Here is a 23,608-nt window from a genome sequence, read left to right as displayed (position 1 = left end):
GCAATCGCATGCATGAATGCGTCCAGCGGTCATTGTCACACTCGTCGAGTCGAAAGAGGGATCATGCGCAGGCTGCCGCCACTGGGGGCTATCGAGGCGTTCGTGCAGGTCGCACGGCTGGGGTCTATCAAGGCCGCGGCCGAGGATCTAGCGCTGTCGGCGCCCGCGCTCAGCCGGCGCGTGCAGAGCCTGGAGCGCTTCATCGCCAAGCCTTTGTTCGCGCGGCGACATCAGGCGATGGTGCTGAATGCGGATGGCGAGCGGCTGCTCGCGCAGATCGCGCCGGTGCTCGATTCACTGTCCGATGCGGTCGAATCGCTGACCAGCACGACCGAAGTGCTGCGGCTGCGGCTTGGTATCCTGCCGCTCTATGCGTCGCAGAAGCTGTTCCCGCGGCTGGGCGAGTTACGCACGACGCACCCCGAGCTGCACCTCGATATCGATACCGCGGCGCATCTGGTGTCGCGGCTTGGCGATGGGCTCGATGCGGTGATCGCCTTGTCGCGCGAGATCGATCCGTCCTTCTACGCGCGGCGGCTCGATCGGAACTCGGTGTATGTGATCGGCGCACGCAGCCTGCTGGAGCGGGCGGACCCGATCACGCGGCCCGAACAGCTCTCGACGCTGACCGCGCTGGTGCACCGCGATATGACGGATACGTTCACGGCGTGGCGGACGGCGGCGGGGCTGGACGATATCGAGCCGCTGGCGATCGATCATTTCGATTCGGGCGCGCTGATGCTGGAGGCAGCCGCGCAGGGGCTTGGCGTCGCGTTCATGCACGCAAGTCATTTTGCGGACGCGAACGATCCGCGGCTGGTGCGGCTGTTCGATATCGAGGTCGAGAGCCCGTACAGCTATTGGTTCGTCTGCCGCCCGCGGGCGCTGCAGACCAAGCCTGTGCGGTTGTTTCACGACTGGCTGATTCGGACCTTGGCGGAAGTGTGAGGTGACGCGCGGCTTGCGTCACGCTGACGCGAAACTCGCGAAAACCCGGACGGCAGGTTGCAACGCGAACCTGACCGACGCGGCTTTGCCGCGGCGCAAACACTGCTCCCCTTACCGTCACCCCAGCGAAAGCTGGGGCATCCCGGTTGGGACGCGCTGAGACCCGAACTGGGAGATCCCAGCGTTCGCTGGGATGACGGGTGGGGTGTGGGGGTTGGGGTCAGAGCTGCGAGGTAAGACCAGCCGCCGCGACGCTACCTCAAACCCGAAGCGCGTCGCGGCTAAGCCGCGCCGTCGGTCGGAGCTGTGCTCCGCCGGCCGGCTTCGGCTGTCTCCGGCGCAGCTGCGCTGCGCCGGTGCAGCCTTCAGCTCAGGCAGCGCGTGCCTTGACGATCTTGCCGGGCGACTTCGGCGGCTCGCCCTTCGGCAGCTTGTCGACCAAGTCCATGCCGTCGGTCACTTCGCCCCAGACGGTGTACTGCTTGTCGAGGAAGCGTGCGTCGTCGAACACGATGAAGAACTGCGAGTTCGCCGTGTCGGGCTGGTTGGTGCGCGCCATCGAGCACACGCCGCGGACATGCGGCTCGGCCGAGAACTCGGCCTTTAGGTTCGGCTTGCTCGACCCGCCGGTGCCGTCGCCGCGACCGCCGTCGCCGCCCTGCGCCATGAAGCCCGGGATCACGCGGTGGAAGGGCACGCCGTCGTAGAAGCCTTCGTTCGCCAGCTCGACGATCCGCTCGACATGCTTGGGCGCCAGATCGGGGCGCAGCTTGATCGTGACGTCGCCGCCGTCGAGGGTCAGCGTGAGCGTTTCGGGGGTATCGGCCATTTGAGTCTTCTCCTGAATTGATGCGCGGCAGATAGGGAGCCGCACTCCGACTGGCAAATGCACGTGCGGCGCGTTAGGGCCCAACCGACCATCTTTTAAGGGAGGCAGCCATGAGCGAACTCGAGCTTCCCGAGCCCGAAACCGACACCCAGCCCGAAAACCAGCTCGATCGCGACGACCATCTGCGGCCCGAATTCGTCCGTGCGGTGCTCGATGCGGTCGAGAATGGCGACGACGAGGCGGCACGCGCGCTGGTCGAGCCGCTGCATCCGGCCGACATCGCCGATCTGTTCGAGCTGACCCCGCAGGAGGATCGCGCTGCGCTGGCGCGTGCGGTCACCGACCTGCTCGACGGCGACGTGTTCGCCGAGATGAACGATTACGTCCGCGAGGACCTGATCGATGCGCTGACGCCGACCGAAGTCGCCGATCTCGCGTCCGAACTCGATACCGACGATGCCGTCGCTATCATCGAGGACATGGACGAGGACGAGCAGCGCGCGGTGCTGCGGGCGCTCGATCCGGACGACCGCGCGGCGATCGAGGAGGCGCTGAGCTATCCCGAGGAGTCCGCCGGCCGCCTGATGCAGCGTGAGCTGATTGCGGTCCCTGAGCATTGGACCGTCGGCGACGCGATCGATTATCTGCGCGGCCATGAGGAACTGACGACCGATTTCTGGGAAATCTTCGTCGTCGATCCCGCGCACAAGCCGATCGGCACGTGCCAGTTGTCGTGGATGCTGCGCACGCCGCGCGGAATCGCGATGGCCGACGTGATGAAGCGCGAGCAGACGCTGATCCCGGTCGACATGGACCAGGAGGAAGTCGCACTCAGGTTTCAGAAATACGCGCTGATCTCGGCCGCGGTGGTCGATCATGGCGGCCGGCTGGTCGGGATGATCACGGTCGACGACATCGTCCACATCATCTCGGAAGAAGCAGGCGAGGATTCGCTGCGGCTGGCGGGTGCGGGCGACGGCGACATTAACGAGCCGATCCGGCTGACGGTGCGAACCCGTTTCACGTGGCTGGTGGTCAATCTTGGCACGGCGATGGTCGCGTCTTCGGTCGTGGGGCTGTTCCAGGGCACGATCGCGAGCTTCGCGCTGCTGGCCGTGCTGATGCCGATCGTGTCGGGCATGGGCGGCAACGCGGGGACTCAGACGCTGGCGGTGGTGGTGCGTGCGCTCGCGACCAACCAGCTGACGAGCTCGAATACGCGGCGGATGATCGGTCGCGAGTTCCGCATCGCATCGGCGAACGGCGTCATGCTGGGGACGCTGATCGGGCTCGGGACCTATGTGATCTTCCGCAACACCGATCTCTCCATCGTGATCGCGGCGGCGATGCTGACCAACAATCTGACCGCGGGGCTTGCCGGCGTGCTGGTGCCGATCACGCTCGACAAGTTCCGGATCGATCCGGCGGTGTCGTCCGCGGTGTTCGTGACGACGATGACCGACACGATGGGCTTCTTCTCGTTCCTCGGGCTGGCGGCATTGTGGGGGCTGCACGGTTGATCGTCAGCATTTAGAGCCCATTTCCAACGCCATGCCGCTCCACCTCACCAAAGTCGCGTTCGGCGCGGAAAGCGTCGACCATCTCGCCGAGCGGCTTCGCCTGCGCGGCGAGGAGGGGCCGGTGTTCCTGACGACGCGCTATCTGCCCAAGCGGCATGAGGAAGTGGCGGGCCAGGGTTCGATGTTCTGGATCCTGAAGCACCAGCTGATCGCCCGATCGCCGATACTGGGATTCGGCGAGGCCGAAGAGGGGCGCGTCGCGATCCACATCGATCCGAAGCTGGTGCTGGTGCAGGCGCGGCCCAAGCGCGCGCATCAGGGATGGCGGTATCTGGAGGGCGCGGATGCACCGCTCGATCTGGGGGGCGACGCGACCGGGCTGGATGTGATGCCACCGGCATTGATGACCAAGCTGGCGGAGCTGGCGCTGATCTGAGTAGGGGATCGGGGGCGTTGCCGATCTTGTCGATCGCCACCCCTGGCCGTCATCCCATCCCCTCCCGTCATCCCAGCCCCTCCCGTCATCCCAGGGGAAGCTGGGATCTCTCCGTTTGGCGAGCGTCGCGTGCCCCGTGAAATACCCCAGCTTTCGCTGGGGTGACGGATGTGGCTGGGGTTACGGATGTGGAGACGGGGCGACTGCCTGATCCTCGCCCGCCAGGGGGGGGGTGGCAGGCGTCAGCCTGATGGAGGGGGAGGTTTGCGACCAAGTCTGTTGCGTGTCCTCCCCCTCCGTCGCCTTCGGCGCCACCTCCCCCTGGCGGGGGAGGATCAGGAAATTGGCGATCGGCTCGGGGCCTAATGACGCCTGATCTAAGGCGCCATCGCACCCGGCTTCCCGCATACCACCGGCCCGCCCGCCGCCGCATCGACGCGGCATTTCGCAGGACCGGTGATCGTGACCGTCCCCAGACCGCTGTTCGTCACCTGCGCGGTATAGCGCGCCGCTGCCTTGGTTTCGCCGACGCCGTCGAGATGGACGGTGAGGTCGTTCACCGCCAGCGCGGACGCATCGATCATGCCGGGCCCGCTGGTGATCAGCCGTGCCCGGGCCGCCCGGCCGGCGAGCGTCATCTGGCCGGTGCCGATCAGCGTCGCGTTCAGCTGGTCCGTGTCCGCGGCGGCGAGCACCAGGCTGCCATTGCCGCTGACCGTCACGTCGACCCGCATGCCGCGCATCCGGGCGATAGTCATGCGTCCGCCCGCCGACACGCTGGCCGAGGTCAGGCCAGGGGTCGAGAGCGTGACCACGATCGGCCCCCCTCCACCTCCAATGCCACGGCCGCGCGGCTGTTCGCCCCAGCCGCCGGTGCCTTTGCGCACCGACAGCGTCGTGCCATCGACCCGGACCGCGACATCGTCACTGCTCCGTGGACCCGTGATCGTCACGCGCGGCGAGCCGATCGTCACGCGCACCTCGAACGGTCCCTCGACCCGGATACGGTCGAAGCTGCCGACCGACACGGTACGGCTCTGCGCAGACGCCTGAGAGAGGGCCGGCGAACACAGGAGCAGCAGCGGTGCGAACAGATATCTCATGCCCGCGACCGTCGACGCTTCCCGACTGTCACGCAAGCTCCCCGGCACGCAAGCTCCCTGGCACGCAAGTCAGCCGCCGCAGCGCACCTTGCCCGAGCCCATCTTCGACGTCTTGCAGCGCGAATTCGGGCCGAGATCGACGTCGCCCGATCCCATCATGTCGACGCTCGCCGGACCGTTGACGATCGCGCGGACGCTGCCCGAGCCGGCAATTTCGATCTTGGCCGACTGCGCCTGGAGCCTGGCGCCATCGACGTCGCCCGATCCGGCGATCTCGACCTTCAGGTCGCGCGCGGTACCGCTCGCGCGGGCGGTGCCCGAGCCCGCGATCGAGAATCGCGCATCGTCGACCTGGATCGCGGCGATGTCGAGATTGCCCGATCCGGCAATCCCGCCCTTGAACCCGCCGCCTTCGACGCGGTCCACCGCCATGTTGCCCGATCCCGAGACGTTCGCCTCGGTCAGCCGCGGCAGCGTGACGTACACCTTGACCTTGGCGCCCTTGCTCCAGCCGAAATTCGTCCCGTTCTTGCGGCCGATGTCGAGCGTGTCGCCGTCGCGGCCTATCCGCAGCCGGTCGAGCTGCTCGCTCGGGCCCTCGGCGCGGATCGAGAAGCCGGTGCCGACGCGGACGTCGACATCGTCCGACCCGCGCAGGTCGATGCCGTTGAAGCCGGCGACCTGGTAGGTGCGGGTGGTGCCCGAGCCGGACGCCGCGGCACCCGAGCCTTCGTCGTCGCCGTTCCAGCTGAACGAACAGGCCGCGAGAGGAATGATCAGACCGAGCGCAAGAAAGTTCATCGCATCCTCCTGTGTGTTGTTGTGACAATACACCTGATCGGGAGCGTAACAAAGCGAAATATTAGGGGAGCATGGCTTGGGTATCCTCCCCCGCCAGGGGGAGGTGACGCCGAAGGCGACGGAGGGGAGGACACGAAACGGGGGTGGTCGCTTACCTCCCCCTTTGACTGGCAAGAGCCAGCCCCCCCTGGCGGGGGAGGATGCAGGAGCCTAGCGACCGTTGCACGGGTAGGCGTCGCGCAGCGCATCGCGAACGACGAAGGACGGCGCACCGGTGCCTGTCTTCTTGGCCCGCGCCCGCAGATACTTCCGCACCGCCGCGGCAACCTCGATGTTCGAGGCACGCGCCGGCAGCGGGCAGATGTCGCCCGCCAGCGACAAGGCATCGAACTCGCCGAGGATATAGCCAGTGCAGAAATTGGCGGTCGGATCGCCGTCCTTGCCCTGGCAGAATTCCAGGAGCTGCTGGGTCGTCAGCGAACTCACCACCACGGGGCGATCGGGCCCTTTAGCGGCAGGTCGAGCAGCGGTTCGATCGGCGGGTCGATCAGCCGCGGCGAGCGTGGCAAGCATCAGCAGGATCATCGTTTTTCCCTTGCGCCGGACAGCGTGCTAGCTGGCGACGGCCGCGCCGACATAGGGCAGCAGGCGCACGCGCGGGAAGACGTCGTCGAGCGATTTGGTGTCGGGCAGGATATAGACCACGGCGCCCTTCTTCTGGAACAGCGGGGTGAGCGTCCGGGTGTAGAATTTGGTGCCGACGTTGATGCAGCCGAAGCTGATCCGGTTGTCGTCCGGCGTCGGCGACAACAGCCGGTCGACGCGGTGCTCGCTCTTGTGAGTCGTGATCACCGCGTGGATCGCGACCGAATTGGCATAATCGACCCAGATCACGCGCTGGTGACCGAAAGCGCGCCCGAACTTCGCGACGAACCGCCCCGCCGGCGTCGTCCGCTCGGCCGGGCCGATGTCCGACAGGTCCTTCACACCGACGCCCGGCGAGGAGTCATCTCCCACGCCGACGCCGAGCAGCACGGGCGCCTGGCCGAGAAACTCGCTTTTGCCGCTGAACAGCAGCAAAGATGCCGCCTGCTTGTCGATGACGACATAGGGCAGGCCGCCATTGTCGTGTTCGGCCGCGATCCAGGCGATCATGCGACTCGTCGGCTCGGATTGCGGCGGCAGGAGCAGCGGGGGCGCCTCCACCGGCTTGGCGGCCTTGGTCCCAGACCGCTTCGCGGCCTTCGTCTTGCGCGACTTGGTGGAGACGGCCGCCTTGCTCGCCGCCGCCCCGCTTGTCGCACCGCCGGCCATTGCGGCCTGCGGTGCGACGAGCGCGAGCGCCAGCCCCATGCCTATGCCCTTACGGCAGGCGCGCCGGAGCAGCCCAGAGGACATCATGATAACAGTGTCCAGCAAGGCTGTCCGTCGAAGCAGGCGCTCGCGAAGATGACTTAGCCGCGCGGCTTGCGCTGGCGCTGCTGGGCCTGCAGCTGCATCTGCTGGTCGAGGCCATCGACACGGCCGTTGAGCTGATCGATACGCTGGCCGTTCTGCTGCGACTGGCCGGCGGCCGCCTGTGCCTGGGCGAGAGCCTGGCCGGAGGTGCCTTCGACGGTCCGCAGGCGGCCGTCCATGCCGTCGATCCGGGTGTTGACCACGCCGATCTGCTCACGGACGAAGCCCTTGGTGGCGCACCCGCTCAGGCCGATACCGGCGATGAGGATCAAAGCGACCGTGGGGTATTTCGGGAGATTCGTACGCATAGACTTAACCTTTCCAAACATGGATGGCGTCAGTCAGCGGAGAGTCGGCAGAATAACAATCGATATCCGGCGAGACGTTCGCTCCGTGCGGCGAGAGTTGTCCACGTCAGCGTCTACGACTGGATTTCAAGCGTAACGATACTGCCGGTCGCTTTCTTAATCTGGGGCAAGGTTACGTTCAGATTAGCGAAACGTACGACGTATATCGCAAGAGATACTTTGAATACCTGCACTACCCCGGCGAAGGCCGGGGCCCAATTGGGAAACGTCGCTAATTTCGAGGCGGCGCTCCGTTACTCCGGCCTCTCCGATTGGGCCCGATCTTCGCCGGGGTGGTAGAAGGGGTACGCGGCAATCCTCCCACGCCATGGGGTGGTGGCTAGCGCTTGCCAGACGGGGGGGAAGTAAGGGATGACCGCTGCTCCGTATCCTTCCCCTCCATCACCTTCCATGCCCCCCCTTGCGGGCGAGGATTGCGCGGCGGCTGATCCCCAAAACGAAAAAGGGCGGCCCCGCGGGACCGCCCTTCCGTCTCGGCAAAGCGCCCGGCAGTTACGCCGGCACCTTGTCCTTGTTGTAGATCGCCGCGGCAGCGCGGAGGATGTCGAGGATCTTCTCCTGCGCCTTGGGCTCGTCGAGCTCTTCCATCGCCGCCAGTTCGCGCGCGAGGCGGCTGGTCGCGCCTTCGAAGATCTGGCGCTCGGAATAGCTCTGTTCGGGCTGGTCCTCGGCACGGAACAGATCGCGGACCACTTCGGCGATCGACACCAGGTCGCCCGAGTTGATCTTGGCCTCATATTCCTGTGCACGGCGCGACCACATGGTGCGCTTGACCTTGGGCTTGCCCTTGAGCGTGTCCATGGCTTCCCGCATGGTCTTGTCCGACGACAGCTTGCGCATGCCGACGCTTTCGGCCTTGTTGGTCGGCACGCGGAGCGTCATGCGCTCCTTCTCGAACCGGAGGACGTAGAGTTCGAGGGTCATGCCGGCGATTTCCGAGCGTTGCAGCTCGATCACACGGCCGACTCCGTGCTTTGGATAAACGACGAAATCACCGACATCGAAGGACAGTGCCTTGGCAGCCATTTGGGGCCTTTCCGGATCAGGCCTCCACGCGACGCCTCGACGAAGGACTCGTCGCTGCTGCATCGGGGGGAGGGATAGGTCTACACGTCAAGCGGATGACGTAGATCATCGCGCCCGTCGCGGACCCATTTAGCAGCTTTGCAACAAAATTACCAGCCGAACGTGGCAGGCGGCTTGCCCTTTTCGGGATTCGCCGCCTCTTATCAGTCGCCTGCGCCGGGCTCGGGCGAGAAATACTTGTCGAACTTGCCCTCGACGCCCTTCATCGCGTCGGCGTCCGGCGGCGTCTGGTTGTCGTTGCGCGTGACATTGGGCCATTGCGCCGAGAAGGTCGTGTTCAGCTCAAGCCACTGCTCAAGACCACTTTCCGTGTCGGGCAGGATCGCCTCGGCAGGGCATTCGGGCTCGCATACGCCGCAGTCGATGCACTCGCTGGGATTGATCACCAGCATGTTCTCGCCTTCGTAGAAGCAGTCGACCGGGCACACTTCCACGCAGTCCATGTACTTGCAGCGGATGCAGGCATCGGTGACGACGTAGGTCATTGCAGAACTCCTGGGCCGGATTCCTTTCCGGCGACGAACGCGCCAGCGACTATGCGCGCAGGCCGGTCGCGTCAATCATAGCAAGCCTTCTGCGAGACGTTATCAGGCTTTGTCGCTCTCGTATCCTCCCCCGCCAGGGGGAGGTGGCTGGCACTTGCCAGACGGAGGGGGAGGAAGAGAAAACTTCGGTATCCTCCCCCTCCGTCACCTTCGGCGACACCTCCCCCTAGCGGGGGAGGATAAGAGTCATTCCGATGCAGGATCGCGGACGGTGCCGGCGGGCGTCCTCCCCGCGATCAAATCCTGATAACACGCTTGCGCCTCAGGAGCCGGCCCTCGCCTGACCGGCAGCGCCTCGACCCGGATCACCCGCACCTGATCCGACACCGCAAACGTCAGCACATTCCCGATCCGTACCGGGCAATGCGCACGATCGATCGGCCGGCCGTCGATGCGAAGATGGCCTCTCTCCGCGATCGTCTGCGCGGCGCTGCGCGTTTTTGCGAGCCGCACGAACCACAGGAACCGATCGATCCGCATCGCGCCTTCAACCATGGCGGATCAGTGCAGCGAGCCCGGCAAAGGCATTCTGCCGCGACGGATCGATCGGCGTCGGAGCTACAGCCCGCGCCGGGGGCCGCCCACGCCAGACCCAGCGTGGCGTGTCCCCAGCCAGCGCCTTGAACCCGAGTTCGGCCATTAACCGCTCCAGCGACGCAGGGTCGACGCCGATCGACGTCGCCAGCGCAGGATCGGGCGCGAACGGCGTGCGACCCTGCCGCGAGTCGTGCGCGGCGCGGGCGATGCGCTCGATCAGGTCGACCCGCACCGCCTGCAGCCCTAGGGGGCGGAACCCTGCCTCCAGAACCGCACCCTCGCTGCCACGAGTCAGCACGGTCGCCCCATCTCGCGGGGCGGCGATCGTCGTACCGCGTGCCGCCGCGAGGATGCGCCGCCAGCGCGCCGACTCAGGCTTGAGCAACCGCGCATCGAACAGATCGAGCGCGCCGACCGTGATGCCGATCTTGCGCAACCGTTTGCGCTCCTCGGAATCGATCGCGTCGAGCGCCAGCCGCATCGGCAACCGCGGCAGGATCCCGCCGGCCTCCTCGATCGCGCTTGCGACGGCACGCAACGCCGGTGTCGCGTTCGGATCCCGGCTCAGTTCGGCGAGGTGGACCAGCACCGCGATCCGGCGCTTCAGCATCGTGCCAAGCCAAAGCGCCAGCCGCGCCTCGATCCGCTCCCGTGCGGGCTTGTCGAGGCAATCGAGCGAGCGATCGAGGATCAGCTTCGGCCGCGCGAACGACGGCCCCGCACCCAGCTTGGCGACCGGATGCCCCGCCCAGATGACCTGCGCGGCATCGTCGAGCGCGATGTCGGCATCTGGCGCATCGACCAGCGACTGCCCGCGCCGCGACCGTTCGCCCGTCAGCCGTTTTTCCGCCGCCGCAAGCAGCAACCTCTTGTCGCTAGCCCGCGCATCCGCCGCCACGGTAAACCGAAACCCGTCGAGCCGCCCGATCGGATGATCCTCGACCATAACCTCGCCTTCGGGCCCGATCACCACCGGCAGCGCGCCTGCGTCCGCGCCGATCTGGCGCATCAACGCGGTCGTGCGCTTGTCGACGAAACGCTGCGTCAGGCTCGCGTGCAACGCATCCGACAGCCGCTCCTCCAGCGCCGCGGTGCGCGCCGCCCACAAGGTCGGCTCGGCCAGCCAATCCGCCCGCTGCGCGATATATGCCCAGATCCGCGTCGCCGCGATCCGCCCGGCGATCACCGGCACGTCGCCCGCCACCGTATCGAGCCGCGCGATCTCGTCCGCGAACCACTGCTGCGGAATATGCCCGCGCCCCTCGCTCAGATGCCCGAACACCCGCGACACGAACCGCGCATGCGGATCGAGCCCGACTTTCCGGAAATCGGGCAAGCCACACGCCGCCCACAACCGCGCGACCATCGCCGGATGCCGCGCCCGCTCGCGCACCCAGCCCTCTTCGGCCAGCCGCTTCAATACCCCTAAATCGAGTGCCTGAGGCGCGGCGCGCAGAACGCCCGCAGGAGGTCGCGCCTCCAGGCTAGCCACCAGTGCATCGATGCTGGAGAAATCAGGCTCGCCCTGCCGCCAATAGAGGTTCTCGAGCCGTGGAAACCGGTGCTCCTCGATCGCCAGCACTTCCTCGGGCAGGAACGCGCCGGGCCCGTCGTCGGACAGCGCCCCGAACGTACCGTCGCGCTGGTGCCGCCCCGCGCGGCCCGCGATCTGCGCCATCTCGGCCACCGTCAGGCGACGCTGGCGCTTGCCGTCGAACTTGTTGAGGCTGGCGAACGCGACATGCGCGACGTCCATGTTGAGCCCCATGCCGATCGCGTCGGTCGCGACCAAATAATCGACCTCGCCCGCCTGGAACATCGCGACCTGCGCGTTGCGGGTGCGGGGGCTAAGTGCGCCCATCACGACGGCCGCGCCACCGCGCAGACGCCGCAGCATCTCGGCGACCGCGTACACCTCCTCCGCCGAGAACGCGACGATCGCCGACCGCTTGGGCAACCGGCTGATCTTCTTCGCGCCCGCATAGGTCAGCGTCGAGAATCTTGGCCGATTGATGATCTCCGCCTTGGGGACGAGCGCCTTGATCATCGGCCGCAACGCCTCCGAGCCGAGGATCATCGTCTCCTCGCGCCCGCGCGCGCGCATCAGGCGATCGGTAAAGACGTGACCCCGCTCCGGATCGGCCCCCAATTGCGCCTCGTCGATCCCGACGAACGCAACGTCGCGATCGGGCATCGACTCGGCGGTGCACAGGAACCAGCGCGCATCGGGCGGCACGATCTTCTCTTCGCCGGTGACCAGCGCCACGCGGTTCGCGCCCTTGATCGCGACCACCCGGTCATAGACCTCACGCGCCAGCAACCGCAGCGGAAAGCCGATCATGCCACTGGAATGCGCGCACATCCGCTCGATAGCGAGATGCGTCTTGCCGGTATTGGTTGGGCCAAGAACCGCCGTGATCCCGTCGTTCGCGCCGTCGTTCATGGCAGCAACATCGGGGGTAAAGCGTGGCGGCGCAATGACCTGCCCAGAGTTTCCTCGGCATTAACGATCCGCCGCCGGCCGCGCACATCTCGCCGCAAAGCGATCTGCACGTACACATCGGTTAATTTGACTTTAGCACGTAGCGATCACAACCACCGCCTGACGCCGGGGGACCGGCACCATCGGGGCGGCCTTGCGTGTATCTTCGTAACGATCAGGGCTTCGAACTGGCCGGCGCCGCGGCGAGCCGGGGATTTGGCCGTGCGCCCGCCGTCATGCCTGCCTCCGCACCATTTGGCGTGGCCGTGTTGCGGGACCGGACGACGCGGATCGACTGGGTGCCAGATCTGGGCTCGCGGATCGGCAGTCTCGACTGGTGGCGCGGGCTTGCGACCTGCACCGCGCTGTGTGCCGCGACCTGGATGCTGTCGCCGGGGATGAGGCCGCTCGTCGGCGCAGTACCGCCGCCGCTCGCGGGCGCCGAGTGGGAGGAAACGCGGGCGCAGGGCATCGCGTCACTGGCGCAGGGCGCGACGACAGGGCGGCGGATGGGGGCGAACGATCTCGTCGCGCCGCTCGCCGAAGTGCCTGAACGGCCGAGCGTCGACCTCTCCGCGACGCTTGGCGATGGAGACAGCTTCGACCGCGTGCTGATGCGTGCCGGCGTCGGCCGCAACGATGCCGAAGCCGCCGGGGCACTGGTCGCGCAATCGGTCGATCCGCGCGCGATCCCGGCGGGGACGCGGATCGCGCTCACGCTAGGCCGGCGCGCGGACCGGACCGTGGCGCGGCCGCTGGAAAAGCTCGATTTCCGCGCGCGGTTCGATCTGGCGTTGTCGCTCGCGCGGGGTGCGGGCGGACTGACGGCGAACCGCAAGCCGATCGCAATCGACTCCACCCCGCTTCGGATCCAGGGCCTTGTCGGGTCCAGCCTTTACCGTTCCGCGCGCGCGGCGGGGGTGCCTGCGAAGGCGGTCGAATCGTTCATCAAGGCGATCTCGACGCGGTTGTCGATCGGCCGCGACGTCACCGCGGCGGACAGCTTCGACGTGATCGTCGAGCGCGAGCGCGCCGCCACGGGCGAGACGCGGATCGGCGACCTGCTGTTCGCCGGCATCGATCAGGGCCGGCGCAAAGTGCAACTCGTACGGTTCGCCCCCGATGCCGCGAATACGGACCCCGACGACGGGGCAAGCCGTGGCGGCTGGTTCGACGCGAACGGCCAGACCGAGCGCCGCGCCGTCTCGGGCATGCCGGTGATCGGGCGGATCACCTCCAGCTTCGGGCTGCGTATGCACCCGCTGCTGGGTTTCACCCGGATGCACAAGGGCCTCGACATCGGCGCGCCCTACGGCGCGCCGATCCACGCGATGACCGACGGCATCGTCGCGTTCGCGGGCCGGACGGGCGGCTACGGCAACTTCGTCAAGCTGGTCCACGGCGGCGGCATGGCGAGCGGCTATGGCCATATGAGCCGAATCGCGGTGTCGTCGGGCACGCGCGTCCGGCAGGGGCAGGTGATCGGCTATGTCGGCTCGACCGGCATGTCGACCGGCCCGCATCTCCACTGGGAAGTGTGGAAGAACGGCGCAGCAATCAACCCGCGCTCGGTGTCGTTCGCCAGCGTCGCGCAACTATCGGGTGAGAAACTGCGCGCGTTCAAGGCCAAGGTCGCGCAACTGCTGACGGTGCGGATCGGCGGGTAACGCCCACTTGCGGACATTAGGTGTCCTCATGCTTGACCAAAAACCTACCGTTCGCTTTTGCTCACGATACGGAGAGTGTCCGTGCAGGGCCGTCTCGCTGCCATCCTCTCGACGTTCGAACATAGCGGGCGTCGAACTCACCGCCGCAAAGTCCCGTGCAACGATAAGTGAAGTGAACGATAGCAGATTGCCGGTCGGCGCTGATCTCTGGAAGTTGGATCGTGTAGATGCTGGCCGGACGCGTGGTTGTTCCCGAGGGGACGTGGACTGCTGCACGCTTTCGCGCGTCGCTGTCTGCCAGCAGATAACCCATGGGCAATATATCCTTTAGCTTAGGACACATCACCAACAGACCATGGTGGTTCGCGTCGGGGCCTTCATAGTAGGTGTCGGAACTCCCGCCCAAATCGGCTGGGGGCAAATCGCGAAGCGCGACACGCCCAACTTCGCAAATCTGCTGCGTCTTCGTCGCGTTTGGCACCTCCGCTACGATCATAGAAACTACCATCAAGGCCCGCATGGTCACCCTCTTGGATCGAGAATCTATGCTCGTCCGGTCACGCTTCTCACGCAAGCTCTAATCATGTGCAAACGCTATCTCCTCGCTTTCGCGCACCCCTTGACGGCCGCAAACACGCTGGGAACCGCCGTTCCGCTTTCCTTCCCCATCCAGACGTTTGGACCGTTGAGCGGTGCAAACCCAAAAGTCTTTCCGCTGTCGCTCGGAGCTCGCCATCGCGATCAAATCCGGCCGCCGGATTGCGGACATTCCACTTAACTGACACCTTCCGGAATAGAGTTTTCAGGGAGAGCGGAATGCGCCGGCAGCACCTCATGCTATTGATCTTGGCAACGTCTACGGCTCTGGTCGGATGTGGCCGCGATGAACACACGACCAGTACGGTGAGAAAGCATCTTACGGTTGCAGGTCCACAGCAGGGCGTGGAGCGCTTTGCAAAGCTCCAAAGCGCTTTCAGACCCGCCCCCGCAATGTCGGCGATCAGAATTCTTGGTAACGGTCGTGCCGAAGCCATGATGACGCTCCCGGCCAGCTATGGCGGCGAAGACCTTGTTCACACGACGCGGGAATCGCTCGCCGATGGTCTCGATTATCGATTCGAAGAGTACCGGTTCGTTGAAACATTGCGATCGTGAATCGCGATCCCTGTGCAGACGCCCGAGTTCTTGAATCCGAAGAATAGATTGAGGCCAGTATATCGGCTGAGTATTGTCCCGTTCCGGTTTTGAGGAAACAGCCCACATGCTCCCCGTTGCGATCGTCTGCGTGAATGTCCTGATCTACGGACTTTTGGGGTGGGCTGTCGTCGCGTGGCTCGGCCACCGGAACCATGCCCCCATAGCGGGACTGTTTCTCGCCGTCGGTTTCGCCATCGGCAGTTTTGGAGGGCATGCAGCGACGGAACCCGAGAATTTTTTGCGGCTTCGCGCGCTGGGTTCGGTCTTGGGATTGGGCTTGTTGTCGGCATTCATGGTCTATCGGCGTCGTAGAACCGCTCGGTAACGCATGGCGAACGGCTGCTTGGCACCGCTGTCGCCTGAAGCGGCAACTCCGTTATCAGTTCAGACCCAGACATCAATGTGAAAACGCCCCTACTTCCCCTGTGCCCGCCAGCGCTGGATCGTGCGACCGATGATCTGGTCCTCATGGCCGACGTGGCGCCATAGCTCGGAGAACAGCGGATCACCCGATGCCGGCCGTTTCGATTCCTCCAACCCGTCGAAGCTCACGCGGATCGGGATCGTCACGCCCTCCCCGCAGATGATGCACTCGCGATTGCGCAGCGCCGGGATCGAATCGAGGAAGCCCCGCGCACCCTCTGGCATGGCGGCGCGGACGAAGGCCTGGTCGCGGTCGTTGTTGAGGCGCATCGCGATGATCGTGCCGCATTGCGACAGCACGCCCTCCGCGAGGTCCGACGGGCGCTGCGTGATGAGGCCCAGCGACACGCCGTATTTGCGACCCTCCTTGGCGATCCGGCCGAGGATGCGACCGACCGAGCTGCTCGTCTCCTGCCCCGCCGGGATGTAGCGATGCGCCTCCTCGCAGACGAGCAGGATCGGGCGCTGCGGCTCGTTGCGCGACCAGATCGCGAAGTCGAACGTCATCCGCGCCAGCACCGCGACGACTACCGAGGTGATGTCCGAAGGCACGCCCGAGACATCGATGATCGAGATCGGCTTGCCGTCGCCGGGCAGGCGGAAGATGCGGCTGAGGAAGCTCGCCATCGTATCGGCGACGAGCATGCCCGAGAACATGAAGCCATAGCGCGGATCGGCCTTGATCTCGTCGATCTTGGTCTTCAGGCGAAGGTACGGCGCGGTGTCACCGGCGCGGTCCATCCGGCCCATCTCGGCGCTGATGATCGTCGTCAGGTCGCTCAGCAGATACGGGATCGGCGCGTCGACGGTGAGCTTGGCGATCTCCTGGCCGAGGCGGCTCTTGGCCTTGGCGGCGAGCAGGCATTTGGCGAGGATGTCGGCATCGAACTGCCGCGCGGAGCCGCTGCTGGTGAGGAACACCTCGCAATGCTCTTCGAAGTTCATCAGCCAATACGGCATCTGCAAATTCGAGACGTCGTACAGCGCGCCGTTCGATTTGAACGCGGCGGCATATTCGCCGTGCGGATCGATCATCACGATATGCCCCTGCGGCGCCAGTTCGCAGATCCGATGCAGGATCAGCGCGGCGCTGGTCGACTTGCCCGTGCCGGTCGATCCGACGAGCGCGAAATGCTTGCCAAGCATCGCATCGATATACAGCGCGGCGCGGATATCGGTGGTCGGATAGACCATGCCGACCTCGATATTGGCGCGATCGTCCGCGGCGTAGACCTGTTTCAGGTCGGCGGTCGTGATCGGGAATACCTCGCAGCCGGGCATCGGATAGCGCGTGACGCCGCGGCGGAACCGGAAGAGCTTGCCGGTCAGTTGCTCCTCGTCGCCTTCGCCGAGATAGTCGATCTCGGCCGCGACGCAGGTGCCGGCGGCATCCTCGAGCTTCAGCGAGCGGATGTTGGCGACCAGCCAAGTCGCGCCGACGCGCATCTTGATCTGGCTGCCGACTTGGCCCGCCGCAGCGACCACGGGATCGGGATCGTCGAACACGGCGCCGATCGACGCGCGGTCGAGGAGGACCCGGCTGCTTGAGCCCGCGATCGCGAAGACCACGCCGATCGGCACTGCGACGGCGCCCGGTTCGACAGACGCGACCATCGGCCCGCCGGTCAGCGGTGCTGCCCGCAGGAACGCGTCATGTCCCGACAAGTCGCTCATTCTCGCATGATCTCCAGTCATCACCGAGCAGCTGTGCTACGAAAGGCGTAAATATCCGATGAGGATTGCGTTAAGGATCCGACCGTGGCGAGGCTGAACCAATCTGTGGCACGGCCGCGCGTTCCTCCTCGTTCTCCCGCGAAGACGGGAGCCCAGACTGGGTCCACGCCTTCGCGAGCAAACATCACTTCGGCGGAGTCCTAGACCCGGCGTGCGATCCAGCCGGCGGCCCAGCCGAGGAACACCGACAGCGCGACCGCGACGAGGCCGTAGATCACCGACGAGCGATCCGCGGCACGCGCGACGAACCGCTCGAAGCCCGATTTGCGGATGTCGATATCGCGGACCGCCGCCGCCAGCACGCGGCCGTCGCGGATCAGGAACGTCTCCGCGGTGAAGCGACCGACGGGCACGCGCGCCGGGATCGTCACGCGCGCGCGGTAGAGGACGCCGTCGGTGATCTCGACCGCGCGCGGCGCCTCGTAATACAGGCCGGCGCGGCGCTTGAGGTCGACCAGGCCTTTCTGGAAACGGTCCTGCGTGGCGGTCGGCGCGCTGGAGGCGGGCGACAATTGCAGGCTGTCGAGCCCGAGCTCGTAGATCGCGCGCGTTCGATCGTCGACCAGCCGGCCGATCGGCTTCGACGAAGCGATCGCGTAGAAACTGGGCGCGGACCGGTAGCGCAGCCGTGACGCGTTGACCCAGATCCCGGCGACCTTCTCCTTCTCGCGCATCAGGATCGATTGCGTCGGGCCCTTCACGACGACGACCACGTCGGTGGGCTGCTCGCCGGTCGGCAGGCGGCCGCCGGGATAGAGAATCGCGCCGAACAGCAGCAGTTCGGCACCGGTGAAGCTGTAGGCGATCTCGATATTGCGCTGCGACACATCGGGGACGAGCACCGGCTTGGCCTGCGCCATCAGCAGCGGCGCCAGCAGCAGGATCATCCACCGACTCACGACAGCGTGACCGAGAAGATCTCCTCGGGCCGCCAGACGAGCCCGAGCAGGATGCGGGCGCCGACCAGCAGCACCATCACCGCGAGCGCAAGACGGAGATATTCGGGGCGGAACTTGGTGGCAAAGCGCGCCCCGATCTGCGCGCCGACGACCGAGCCGAGCAACAGCAATCCTGCGAGGACGATGTCGACCGCCTTGGTCGTGGTCGCGTGGACCATCGTCGCCACCGCGGTCACGAACAGCGTCTGGAACAGCGACGTGCCGACCACCACCGAGGTCGCCATGCCGAGCAGGTAGATCATCGCGGGGACGAGGATGAAGCCGCCGCCGATGCCGAGCAGGATCGTCAGGATGCCGGTGAAGAAGCCGAGCAGCAGTGGCGCGAGCGGCGAGATGTAAAGCCCGGAAGCGTAGAAGCGCGTGCGCAGCGGCAGCGCGGCGACGAGCGGGTGATGGCGGCGCTTGCGGGCTTTCGGCGGGCGTCCGGTACGCGCGCGACCGATCGTGCCGATCGATTCCTTTGCCATCAGACCGCCGATCGAGCCGAGCATGACGACGTAGACGATCGCGATCACCGTATCGATCTGCCCGCTCTGCTGAAGCAGCCGGAACAGCCACGCGCCGAAGAACGAGCCGAGGATACCGCCCGCGACCAGCACCCCGCCCATCTTGGTATCCACGCCCTTGCGCCGGAAATGCGCGAACACGCCGGAGACGCTCGCGCCGGTCACCTGGCTTGCCGACGAGGCGGCGGCGACGGTCGGCGGGATGCCGTAGACGATCAGCAGCGGCGTCGTCAGGAACCCGCCGCCGACCCCGAACATCCCCGACAACAACCCGACCCCCCCGCCGAGCAGGATGATGACGAGCGCGTTGACCGATAGGTTGGCGACGGGGAGATACAGATCCACGCGACCAGCGTTACACCGGATTGCGCGCACGGGGCTAGGCTGCACACGGATCGATTGCTTCCGTCTATCGGAGACGTTGTGCCATCCAGACGAGACGCTTGACGCGAGGCTAATGAAGCGTCGCGTCGGGACGCGGTGGACATTGTTCACGGCTGTCCGAGATGGTCGCCTGGAGGTACGCCGCGACAGCCTCAGAAATCGCTGCCGATCGACAGCGCCGGTCCGGAACCCGGCTGGGCAGAGCCGGCGATGCGTTCGCGCCAGTCGAGTGTCAGACGGAACGATTTGCCCGCAACCGGCACCGTGGCGACGATCGACGGGCCGATGTCGAGGCGGGCCGCCGCGCGCTGCGCACTGCCCCATGCGCCTACCCCGCCATCGATCCGGACGCCGTGCACCGAGCCGAAAGGGTGCGTGACGCGGGCGGATGCATCGATGAAACCTTCGATCCCGTCCCGCGCTATCGCACCGGCCTGCCCGTATGCCTCAAGACGGACGCCGGGGCCGATATCGGATGGGCCATAGCCGCCGATCACGCCGAGCGTCGGTCCGCCACGGCCGCCGTCGAGCACGAAGCGCTGTTCTGCGATCAGCCGGATCGGCAAGCGGGTCGGTTGCCATTCCACCCCGAGCGCGACCTCTCGGCCTGCGCCCTTCAGCGGTGCGGCGATGCGCGCGGCCAGCGCAAACCGGCGGCGGGCGTCGAGTGCATAGGTCAGCCGGATCCCGCCTTGCGACGCACCAAGCTGGCCACCCGATACCGTTCCGGCCGGACCGCCGCGGACGAGCAGCCACGCGCTGCCGTTAAGCCGGCTTGCTCTCCAGACCGCGGCAGGTGGCGCGAGGGCGGACGGTATCCGCTCGACACGAAGCGCGATCTCGATACGCGGCGCCGTAATGGGCGGCACGCGAGCAGCCTGCAAAAATACTGGTAGGGCTGCGCGCCAGTGCGGTTCGACAACCGGAATCGGTGGCGTTCCGATCAGGCCGCCGGGAAGCCGTGGTCCGGTGCTCGATCGACCGAAGCGCGCAGCGGATACGGTCGGGACGAGGACTTCGATCAGCCGCGGGATTACGTCGGCGGCAGGCAGCGATGCGATCTCCGGCAACAGGACCGCGACCCGGATCATCACCCAACCGCCCAATGCCAGTACCAGGAATCGGAGCGGCCGCCCCCCTGTCATCCCGTCCCGGCAGTTGTGGACGCGACAGGGGCAGGCAGGTCCGGAAATTCATGCCGCGTCTTGTCCCACACCGGCGGCGCTCCCCGTAGCATGCCGACATAGAGAAGCACCGCGCGCGGAGCGGCGATCAGCGAGACGAAATTACCGACCAGAAACCGCGGCAACGACCAGATCGCCTCGCGCCAGCCATAGCTGCGCCCGGTAAATATCATGCGCGTACCCAACCGCCAGACAAGCAGCGCGGTATTGGCCAAGAGCAACCAGACCGCGATCGGGTAACGGAGCCTCGCATAGGGCATCGTCTCGCCAAGCCCCCAATGCAGCGCCAGCGAGAGACCCCAGATGGGGATTGCGACATAGCCGACGGCCAGGATCACGACGGCGAGCGGTGCGCGTCGGTCGCGCATCCGCATCCAGTGATCCGCGAATGCACGTGGCCGTGCCCAGCCGGTGCGGTCCCAACCGGCCAGCGCGATCCCGGTCATCCAGCGGGTCTTCTGACGGATCGACGCGGCCATCGTTCCCGGAAAATAGGCTCGGACGGCAACGACGCTGCCGGCATCGTCCGTCGCGACCCGCGCGAAGATACCACGTGCGCCCAGTTCGGCGAGTCGCAGGCCCAGTTCATAATCCTCGGTCAGGCTGGAAGCATCGAACGGATCGCCGCCGCGCGCGTGCGCGATCATGGCAAGGACGTCAGGCGCGATCGCACACCCGGTCCCGGCAAGCGGCATACCTGCGCCCAATGCCGTTCGAACGATGATCTGCTTGGCGTGGGATTCGGAAAATTCGTCGGCATAATGGCCGGACACCAGTCGCGCGCCGCGATGGACCAGTGGCAGGACGGGCAGTTGCACAACCTCATACCGGTCGATCAGGCTGTCGAAGACGCGGAGTTCCTGCGCATGCACGACATCCTCGGCATCATGCAGCACGATCGCCTTGGTCCACAGATCGTCGCGCGCGTCGTCGCGGCGCAGCGCGTGCCATAGCGTATTGAGGCAATCCGCCTTCGTCGTCGGCCCGTGGCGCGATCCGATCACGATCCGGACCCGGACGTCCCGCTCGGCAACCGCAGCCGCCGCATCGATCGTCGCGCGATCGTTGGGATACACGCCGACATAGATCCGGTAATCGCCATGCTCGTACCGATCGAGCGCCGTCGACAGCATCTCCCCGATCACCGACGATTCGTCCCATGCAGCGACGAACACCGCGATCCGGCCCGAGTTGCACGGTGGCGGCAAGGTCGCGAGGCTCAGCCGAGGCCGCCGCCCGGATCGGATCCGATGCGCGACGAACACCAGGTCGATCAGCAGATCGTCGATGCCGCCGAGAAACAGGCCGACGCCAGCGAACAGCAGCATCTCCCGCGCGACGGCATCTATGATCCACAGCGACTCGTCCAAGCGCCACCCCCGTCAGGTGGGTAGCGCAGTCAGTCTCCGTTTCGGATATAGTCGGGCCCGATTCGGATGTTTGCCGCCACCATCGGCCAAGGCTTGTCGCTCTGGCGCATTCGTGCGGTAGTACCGAGCCGACAGTTTGGCATCTTCCGGCGCGCGAAACACGACTTCGCCCGGCGAGCCCGTGCTCGACACTCCAGAATCAGCGCAGACCTACCGCAAACCGGCGTTACGGCTGGTCGCGACCGCCCGGTGCACCACCGCCGCCGGCACTCGCTGCGCCGACCGTGCCGATGTTGCCGAACAGATCCTGGAAGAAGCCACGCTCGCGGCCGAGCGTCGGGGTCTTCTTGCCGTACGGGCTGACCGAGGCGACCTGATCGAGCCCGCCGCGACGAATCGCGGTGACGGTGCCCTGCTGGTCGAAGCTGATCTGCAGCGTGATCTGTGCGTTGGCGCGCGGATTGCGGAACGCCAGGTTACGACTGTCGCGCGCGAGATAATACCAGTCGCCCTGGTCGAACTGGCCCGCAAGCGTCGGCTTGCCGAGCGTCTGGAGCACCGACTGGCGGTTATCCACGCCCGGCTGGACCGAATTGACGAGGTCGGAGTCGACCACATAGCCCTGATGCGAGCGCAGCTGGGTGCAGCCCGCGCTCGCCAGCGCGACGAGACCGATGGCCGCGACCTGGACGATACGGGTGGAAACGACGCTCATATAAACTCCCAACCGGGGCACGCGGAAACACGTGACGGGTCCGACGCGATTGCATCGGCCGTCGATCGCCTCGATATGCGAGGATGCGCGGGCAAACAAGCCGAAGCGCAGTCTATGATCGAGGGACGACGGATTGAGCTGGTTCGGAAGACTGCTCGGCGAGAAGCCGGACGAGGCGCTGCCGCTCTATAATGCGGTCGTGGGGCGTGCACGCGCGGAACATTGGTATCTGGATGGGGCAGTGCCGGACACGGTCGACGGGCGGTTCGACATGATCGCGACGCTGCTCGCCATCGTGATGCTGCGGCTGGAAGCGGAGCCCGCAGGTGGCGATCCCGCGGCGCGCCTGGCCGAGCGCTTCGTCGACGACATGGACGGGCAGCTGCGCGAGATCGGCATCGGCGACATCATCGTCGGCAAGCATATCGGCAAGATGATGAGCATGCTCGGCGGGCGCCTCGGCGCGTATCGCGACGGACTGGCGGCGGGCGATATCGCACCGGCGCTGGTACGCAACCTTTACCGTGGTGCCCAGCCCGACGATGCGGCGCTGGGGCATGTCCGCGAGTCGGTGATGGCGTTTCATGCCGCGCTGGCCGCGACGCCGCTGACGACTTTGCTTGCTGGAGACCTACCGTGAAGCCTGAATTCAGCCGCCCCGAGCGCCTCGACACGATCGGCGAGCGCGAGCGCGTGATCGAGATCGCGGCGACCGAGGACGAGCGCGCGGCCTTGGCGAAGCGCTTCCAGATAGTGTCGATCGCGCGACTCGATGCGCGGTTCGCCATCAAGCGCACGGATAGCGGTATCGTCGTGAAAGGCCGGGTGACGGGGGCCGCGGTGCAGGCGTGTTCGGTGACCGACGAGCCGCTCGATACGCAGATCGACGAGCCGGTCGCGCTGCTGTTCGTCGAGCAACTGATCGCGGAGGGCGACGAGGTCGAACTGTCCGACGATGCGCTCGACATGGTGGCGATCCAGGGCGGCACGATCGATCTGGGCGAGGCGGCGGCGGATACGCTGGCGTTGGCGATCGACCCGTTCCCGCGGGGGCCCAACGCGGCGGCGGCGCTGGCGGCCGCTGGGGTGATCAGCGAAGACGAGTTCCAGCCGGCGAATGCGTTCTCGGATCTGAAGGCGAGGATGGCGGGGAAGGGGTGAATGGTGGCGCGGCCCAGCGCGCATTGATGATCAGCCTACCCAGAAACCCGCCCACCCCGGCGAAGGCCGGGGCCCAATTGGGGGCGGATGGTGACGTAGGGCGGTCCGCAGTTGCATCCACCTTTCCAATTGGGCCCCGGCCTTCGCCGGGGTGGTGGTCAGTTGGAGAAGCCGCAATCCCCCCGCCCTTGTTCA

At 66.2% G+C, this 23,608-nt stretch carries 23 protein-coding genes; 7 read left to right on the top strand and 16 right to left on the bottom strand.

Going from position 1 to position 23,608, the window contains the following annotated elements:
* The first annotated feature begins 63 nt into the window (after positions 1 to 63).
* The gene (locus tag AC3D24_RS13720; protein WP_423324184.1) at positions 64 to 948 is read left to right on the top strand and encodes a LysR substrate-binding domain-containing protein; all 885 of its coding nucleotides are present in this window, start codon (positions 64 to 66) and stop codon (positions 946 to 948) included.
* A 370-nt stretch (positions 949 to 1,318) separates the two neighbouring features.
* Here AC3D24_RS13720 and AC3D24_RS13715 read toward each other — a convergent pair whose 3' ends face one another.
* A complete protein-coding gene (locus AC3D24_RS13715; RefSeq protein ID WP_423324186.1) occupies positions 1,319 to 1,777 on the bottom strand; it encodes a peptidylprolyl isomerase in 459 nt (152 codons plus the stop codon).
* A 110-nt stretch (positions 1,778 to 1,887) separates the two neighbouring features.
* Between AC3D24_RS13715 and mgtE the strand changes: the two genes are divergently transcribed.
* Both mgtE and AC3D24_RS13705 read left to right on the top strand, forming a co-directional pair.
* Positions 1,888 to 3,297 (top strand): magnesium transporter, encoded by a 1,410-nt coding sequence (gene mgtE, locus AC3D24_RS13710; protein WP_423324188.1) that lies wholly within the window; start codon positions 1,888 to 1,890, stop codon positions 3,295 to 3,297.
* 31 nt (positions 3,298 to 3,328) lie between these two features.
* Positions 3,329 to 3,733: a DUF1489 family protein gene (locus tag AC3D24_RS13705; RefSeq protein ID WP_056053914.1), complete on the top strand. Its 405-nt coding sequence runs from the start codon at positions 3,329 to 3,331 to the stop codon at positions 3,731 to 3,733.
* A 377-nt stretch (positions 3,734 to 4,110) separates the two neighbouring features.
* Here AC3D24_RS13705 and AC3D24_RS13700 read toward each other — a convergent pair whose 3' ends face one another.
* The 9 genes from AC3D24_RS13700 to AC3D24_RS13660 all read right to left on the bottom strand — a co-directional run bounded on the left by AC3D24_RS13700 (position 4,111) and on the right by AC3D24_RS13660 (position 12,074).
* Positions 4,111 to 4,836 (bottom strand): GIN domain-containing protein, encoded by a 726-nt coding sequence (locus AC3D24_RS13700; protein ID WP_489031474.1) that lies wholly within the window; start codon positions 4,834 to 4,836, stop codon positions 4,111 to 4,113.
* 69 nt (positions 4,837 to 4,905) lie between these two features.
* The gene (locus tag AC3D24_RS13695) at positions 4,906 to 5,637 is read right to left on the bottom strand and encodes a head GIN domain-containing protein (protein WP_489031472.1); all 732 of its coding nucleotides are present in this window, start codon (positions 5,635 to 5,637) and stop codon (positions 4,906 to 4,908) included.
* A gap of 210 nt (positions 5,638 to 5,847) precedes the next feature.
* A complete protein-coding gene (locus AC3D24_RS13690) occupies positions 5,848 to 6,222 on the bottom strand; it encodes a Rap1a/Tai family immunity protein (protein WP_489031470.1) in 375 nt (124 codons plus the stop codon).
* A 27-nt stretch (positions 6,223 to 6,249) separates the two neighbouring features.
* Positions 6,250 to 6,990 (bottom strand): hypothetical protein, encoded by a 741-nt coding sequence (locus tag AC3D24_RS13685; protein ID WP_489031468.1) that lies wholly within the window; start codon positions 6,988 to 6,990, stop codon positions 6,250 to 6,252.
* Positions 6,991 to 7,091: 101 nt separating this feature from the next.
* Entirely contained in the window at positions 7,092 to 7,403 is a 312-nt protein-coding gene (locus AC3D24_RS13680) for a hypothetical protein (protein WP_489031466.1), read from the bottom strand.
* Positions 7,404 to 7,955: 552 nt separating this feature from the next.
* On the bottom strand, positions 7,956 to 8,489 hold the full coding sequence (locus tag AC3D24_RS13675) for a CarD family transcriptional regulator (RefSeq protein ID WP_489031464.1): 534 nt from the start codon (positions 8,487 to 8,489) through the stop codon (positions 7,956 to 7,958).
* Positions 8,490 to 8,692: 203 nt separating this feature from the next.
* The gene (fdxA, locus tag AC3D24_RS13670) at positions 8,693 to 9,034 is read right to left on the bottom strand and encodes a ferredoxin FdxA (protein WP_031393648.1); all 342 of its coding nucleotides are present in this window, start codon (positions 9,032 to 9,034) and stop codon (positions 8,693 to 8,695) included.
* Between the two features lie 246 nt (positions 9,035 to 9,280).
* On the bottom strand, positions 9,281 to 9,589 hold the full coding sequence (locus AC3D24_RS13665) for an RNA-binding S4 domain-containing protein (RefSeq protein ID WP_489031462.1): 309 nt from the start codon (positions 9,587 to 9,589) through the stop codon (positions 9,281 to 9,283).
* Positions 9,582 to 12,074 carry a helicase-related protein gene (locus AC3D24_RS13660; RefSeq protein WP_489031460.1) on the bottom strand — a complete coding sequence of 831 codons (2,493 nt, stop codon included), beginning with the start codon at positions 12,072 to 12,074 and terminating at the stop codon, positions 9,582 to 9,584. Before AC3D24_RS13660 ends, AC3D24_RS13665 begins: the two co-directional genes overlap by 8 nt.
* A gap of 197 nt (positions 12,075 to 12,271) precedes the next feature.
* Here AC3D24_RS13660 and AC3D24_RS13655 point away from each other — a divergent pair, with 197 nt between their 5' ends.
* Positions 12,272 to 13,780 carry a peptidoglycan DD-metalloendopeptidase family protein gene (locus AC3D24_RS13655; RefSeq protein ID WP_489031458.1) on the top strand — a complete coding sequence of 503 codons (1,509 nt, stop codon included), beginning with the start codon at positions 12,272 to 12,274 and terminating at the stop codon, positions 13,778 to 13,780.
* Between the two features lie 816 nt (positions 13,781 to 14,596).
* On the top strand, positions 14,597 to 14,935 hold the full coding sequence (locus AC3D24_RS13650) for a hypothetical protein (protein WP_489031456.1): 339 nt from the start codon (positions 14,597 to 14,599) through the stop codon (positions 14,933 to 14,935).
* Positions 14,936 to 15,391: 456 nt separating this feature from the next.
* Here AC3D24_RS13650 and AC3D24_RS13645 read toward each other — a convergent pair whose 3' ends face one another.
* The 6 genes from AC3D24_RS13645 to AC3D24_RS13620 form a co-directional block, all read right to left on the bottom strand.
* A complete protein-coding gene (locus tag AC3D24_RS13645) occupies positions 15,392 to 17,014 on the bottom strand; it encodes an ATP-binding protein (protein WP_489033159.1) in 1,623 nt (540 codons plus the stop codon).
* A gap of 260 nt (positions 17,015 to 17,274) precedes the next feature.
* Entirely contained in the window at positions 17,275 to 18,021 is a 747-nt protein-coding gene (locus AC3D24_RS13640; RefSeq protein WP_489031454.1) for a TIGR02186 family protein, read from the bottom strand.
* Positions 18,022 to 18,029: 8 nt separating this feature from the next.
* Entirely contained in the window at positions 18,030 to 18,944 is a 915-nt protein-coding gene (locus AC3D24_RS13635) for a sulfite exporter TauE/SafE family protein (protein WP_353469435.1), read from the bottom strand.
* A gap of 191 nt (positions 18,945 to 19,135) precedes the next feature.
* Complete coding sequence (locus AC3D24_RS13630) at positions 19,136 to 20,074, bottom strand: hypothetical protein (RefSeq protein WP_489031452.1); 939 nt, start codon at positions 20,072 to 20,074, stop codon at positions 19,136 to 19,138.
* Positions 20,075 to 20,124: 50 nt separating this feature from the next.
* Positions 20,125 to 21,537 carry a glycosyl transferase family protein gene (locus AC3D24_RS13625; RefSeq protein ID WP_489031450.1) on the bottom strand — a complete coding sequence of 471 codons (1,413 nt, stop codon included), beginning with the start codon at positions 21,535 to 21,537 and terminating at the stop codon, positions 20,125 to 20,127.
* Between the two features lie 226 nt (positions 21,538 to 21,763).
* On the bottom strand, positions 21,764 to 22,252 hold the full coding sequence (locus tag AC3D24_RS13620) for an outer membrane protein assembly factor BamE (protein ID WP_489031448.1): 489 nt from the start codon (positions 22,250 to 22,252) through the stop codon (positions 21,764 to 21,766).
* Positions 22,253 to 22,385: 133 nt separating this feature from the next.
* Between AC3D24_RS13620 and AC3D24_RS13615 the strand changes: the two genes are divergently transcribed.
* Together AC3D24_RS13615 and AC3D24_RS13610 are read left to right on the top strand one after the other, a co-directional pair.
* On the top strand, positions 22,386 to 22,892 hold the full coding sequence (locus AC3D24_RS13615; protein WP_489031446.1) for a ubiquinol-cytochrome C chaperone family protein: 507 nt from the start codon (positions 22,386 to 22,388) through the stop codon (positions 22,890 to 22,892).
* Positions 22,889 to 23,413: a YceD family protein gene (locus tag AC3D24_RS13610; protein WP_489031444.1), complete on the top strand. Its 525-nt coding sequence runs from the start codon at positions 22,889 to 22,891 to the stop codon at positions 23,411 to 23,413. The genes AC3D24_RS13615 and AC3D24_RS13610 overlap by 4 nt, the downstream gene beginning before the upstream one ends.
* The last annotated feature ends 195 nt before the right edge of the window (positions 23,414 to 23,608 follow it).

The organism is Sphingomonas sp. SL1004, from assembly GCF_057815015.1.
This window is presented reverse-complemented; position numbering and strand designations above follow the sequence as displayed.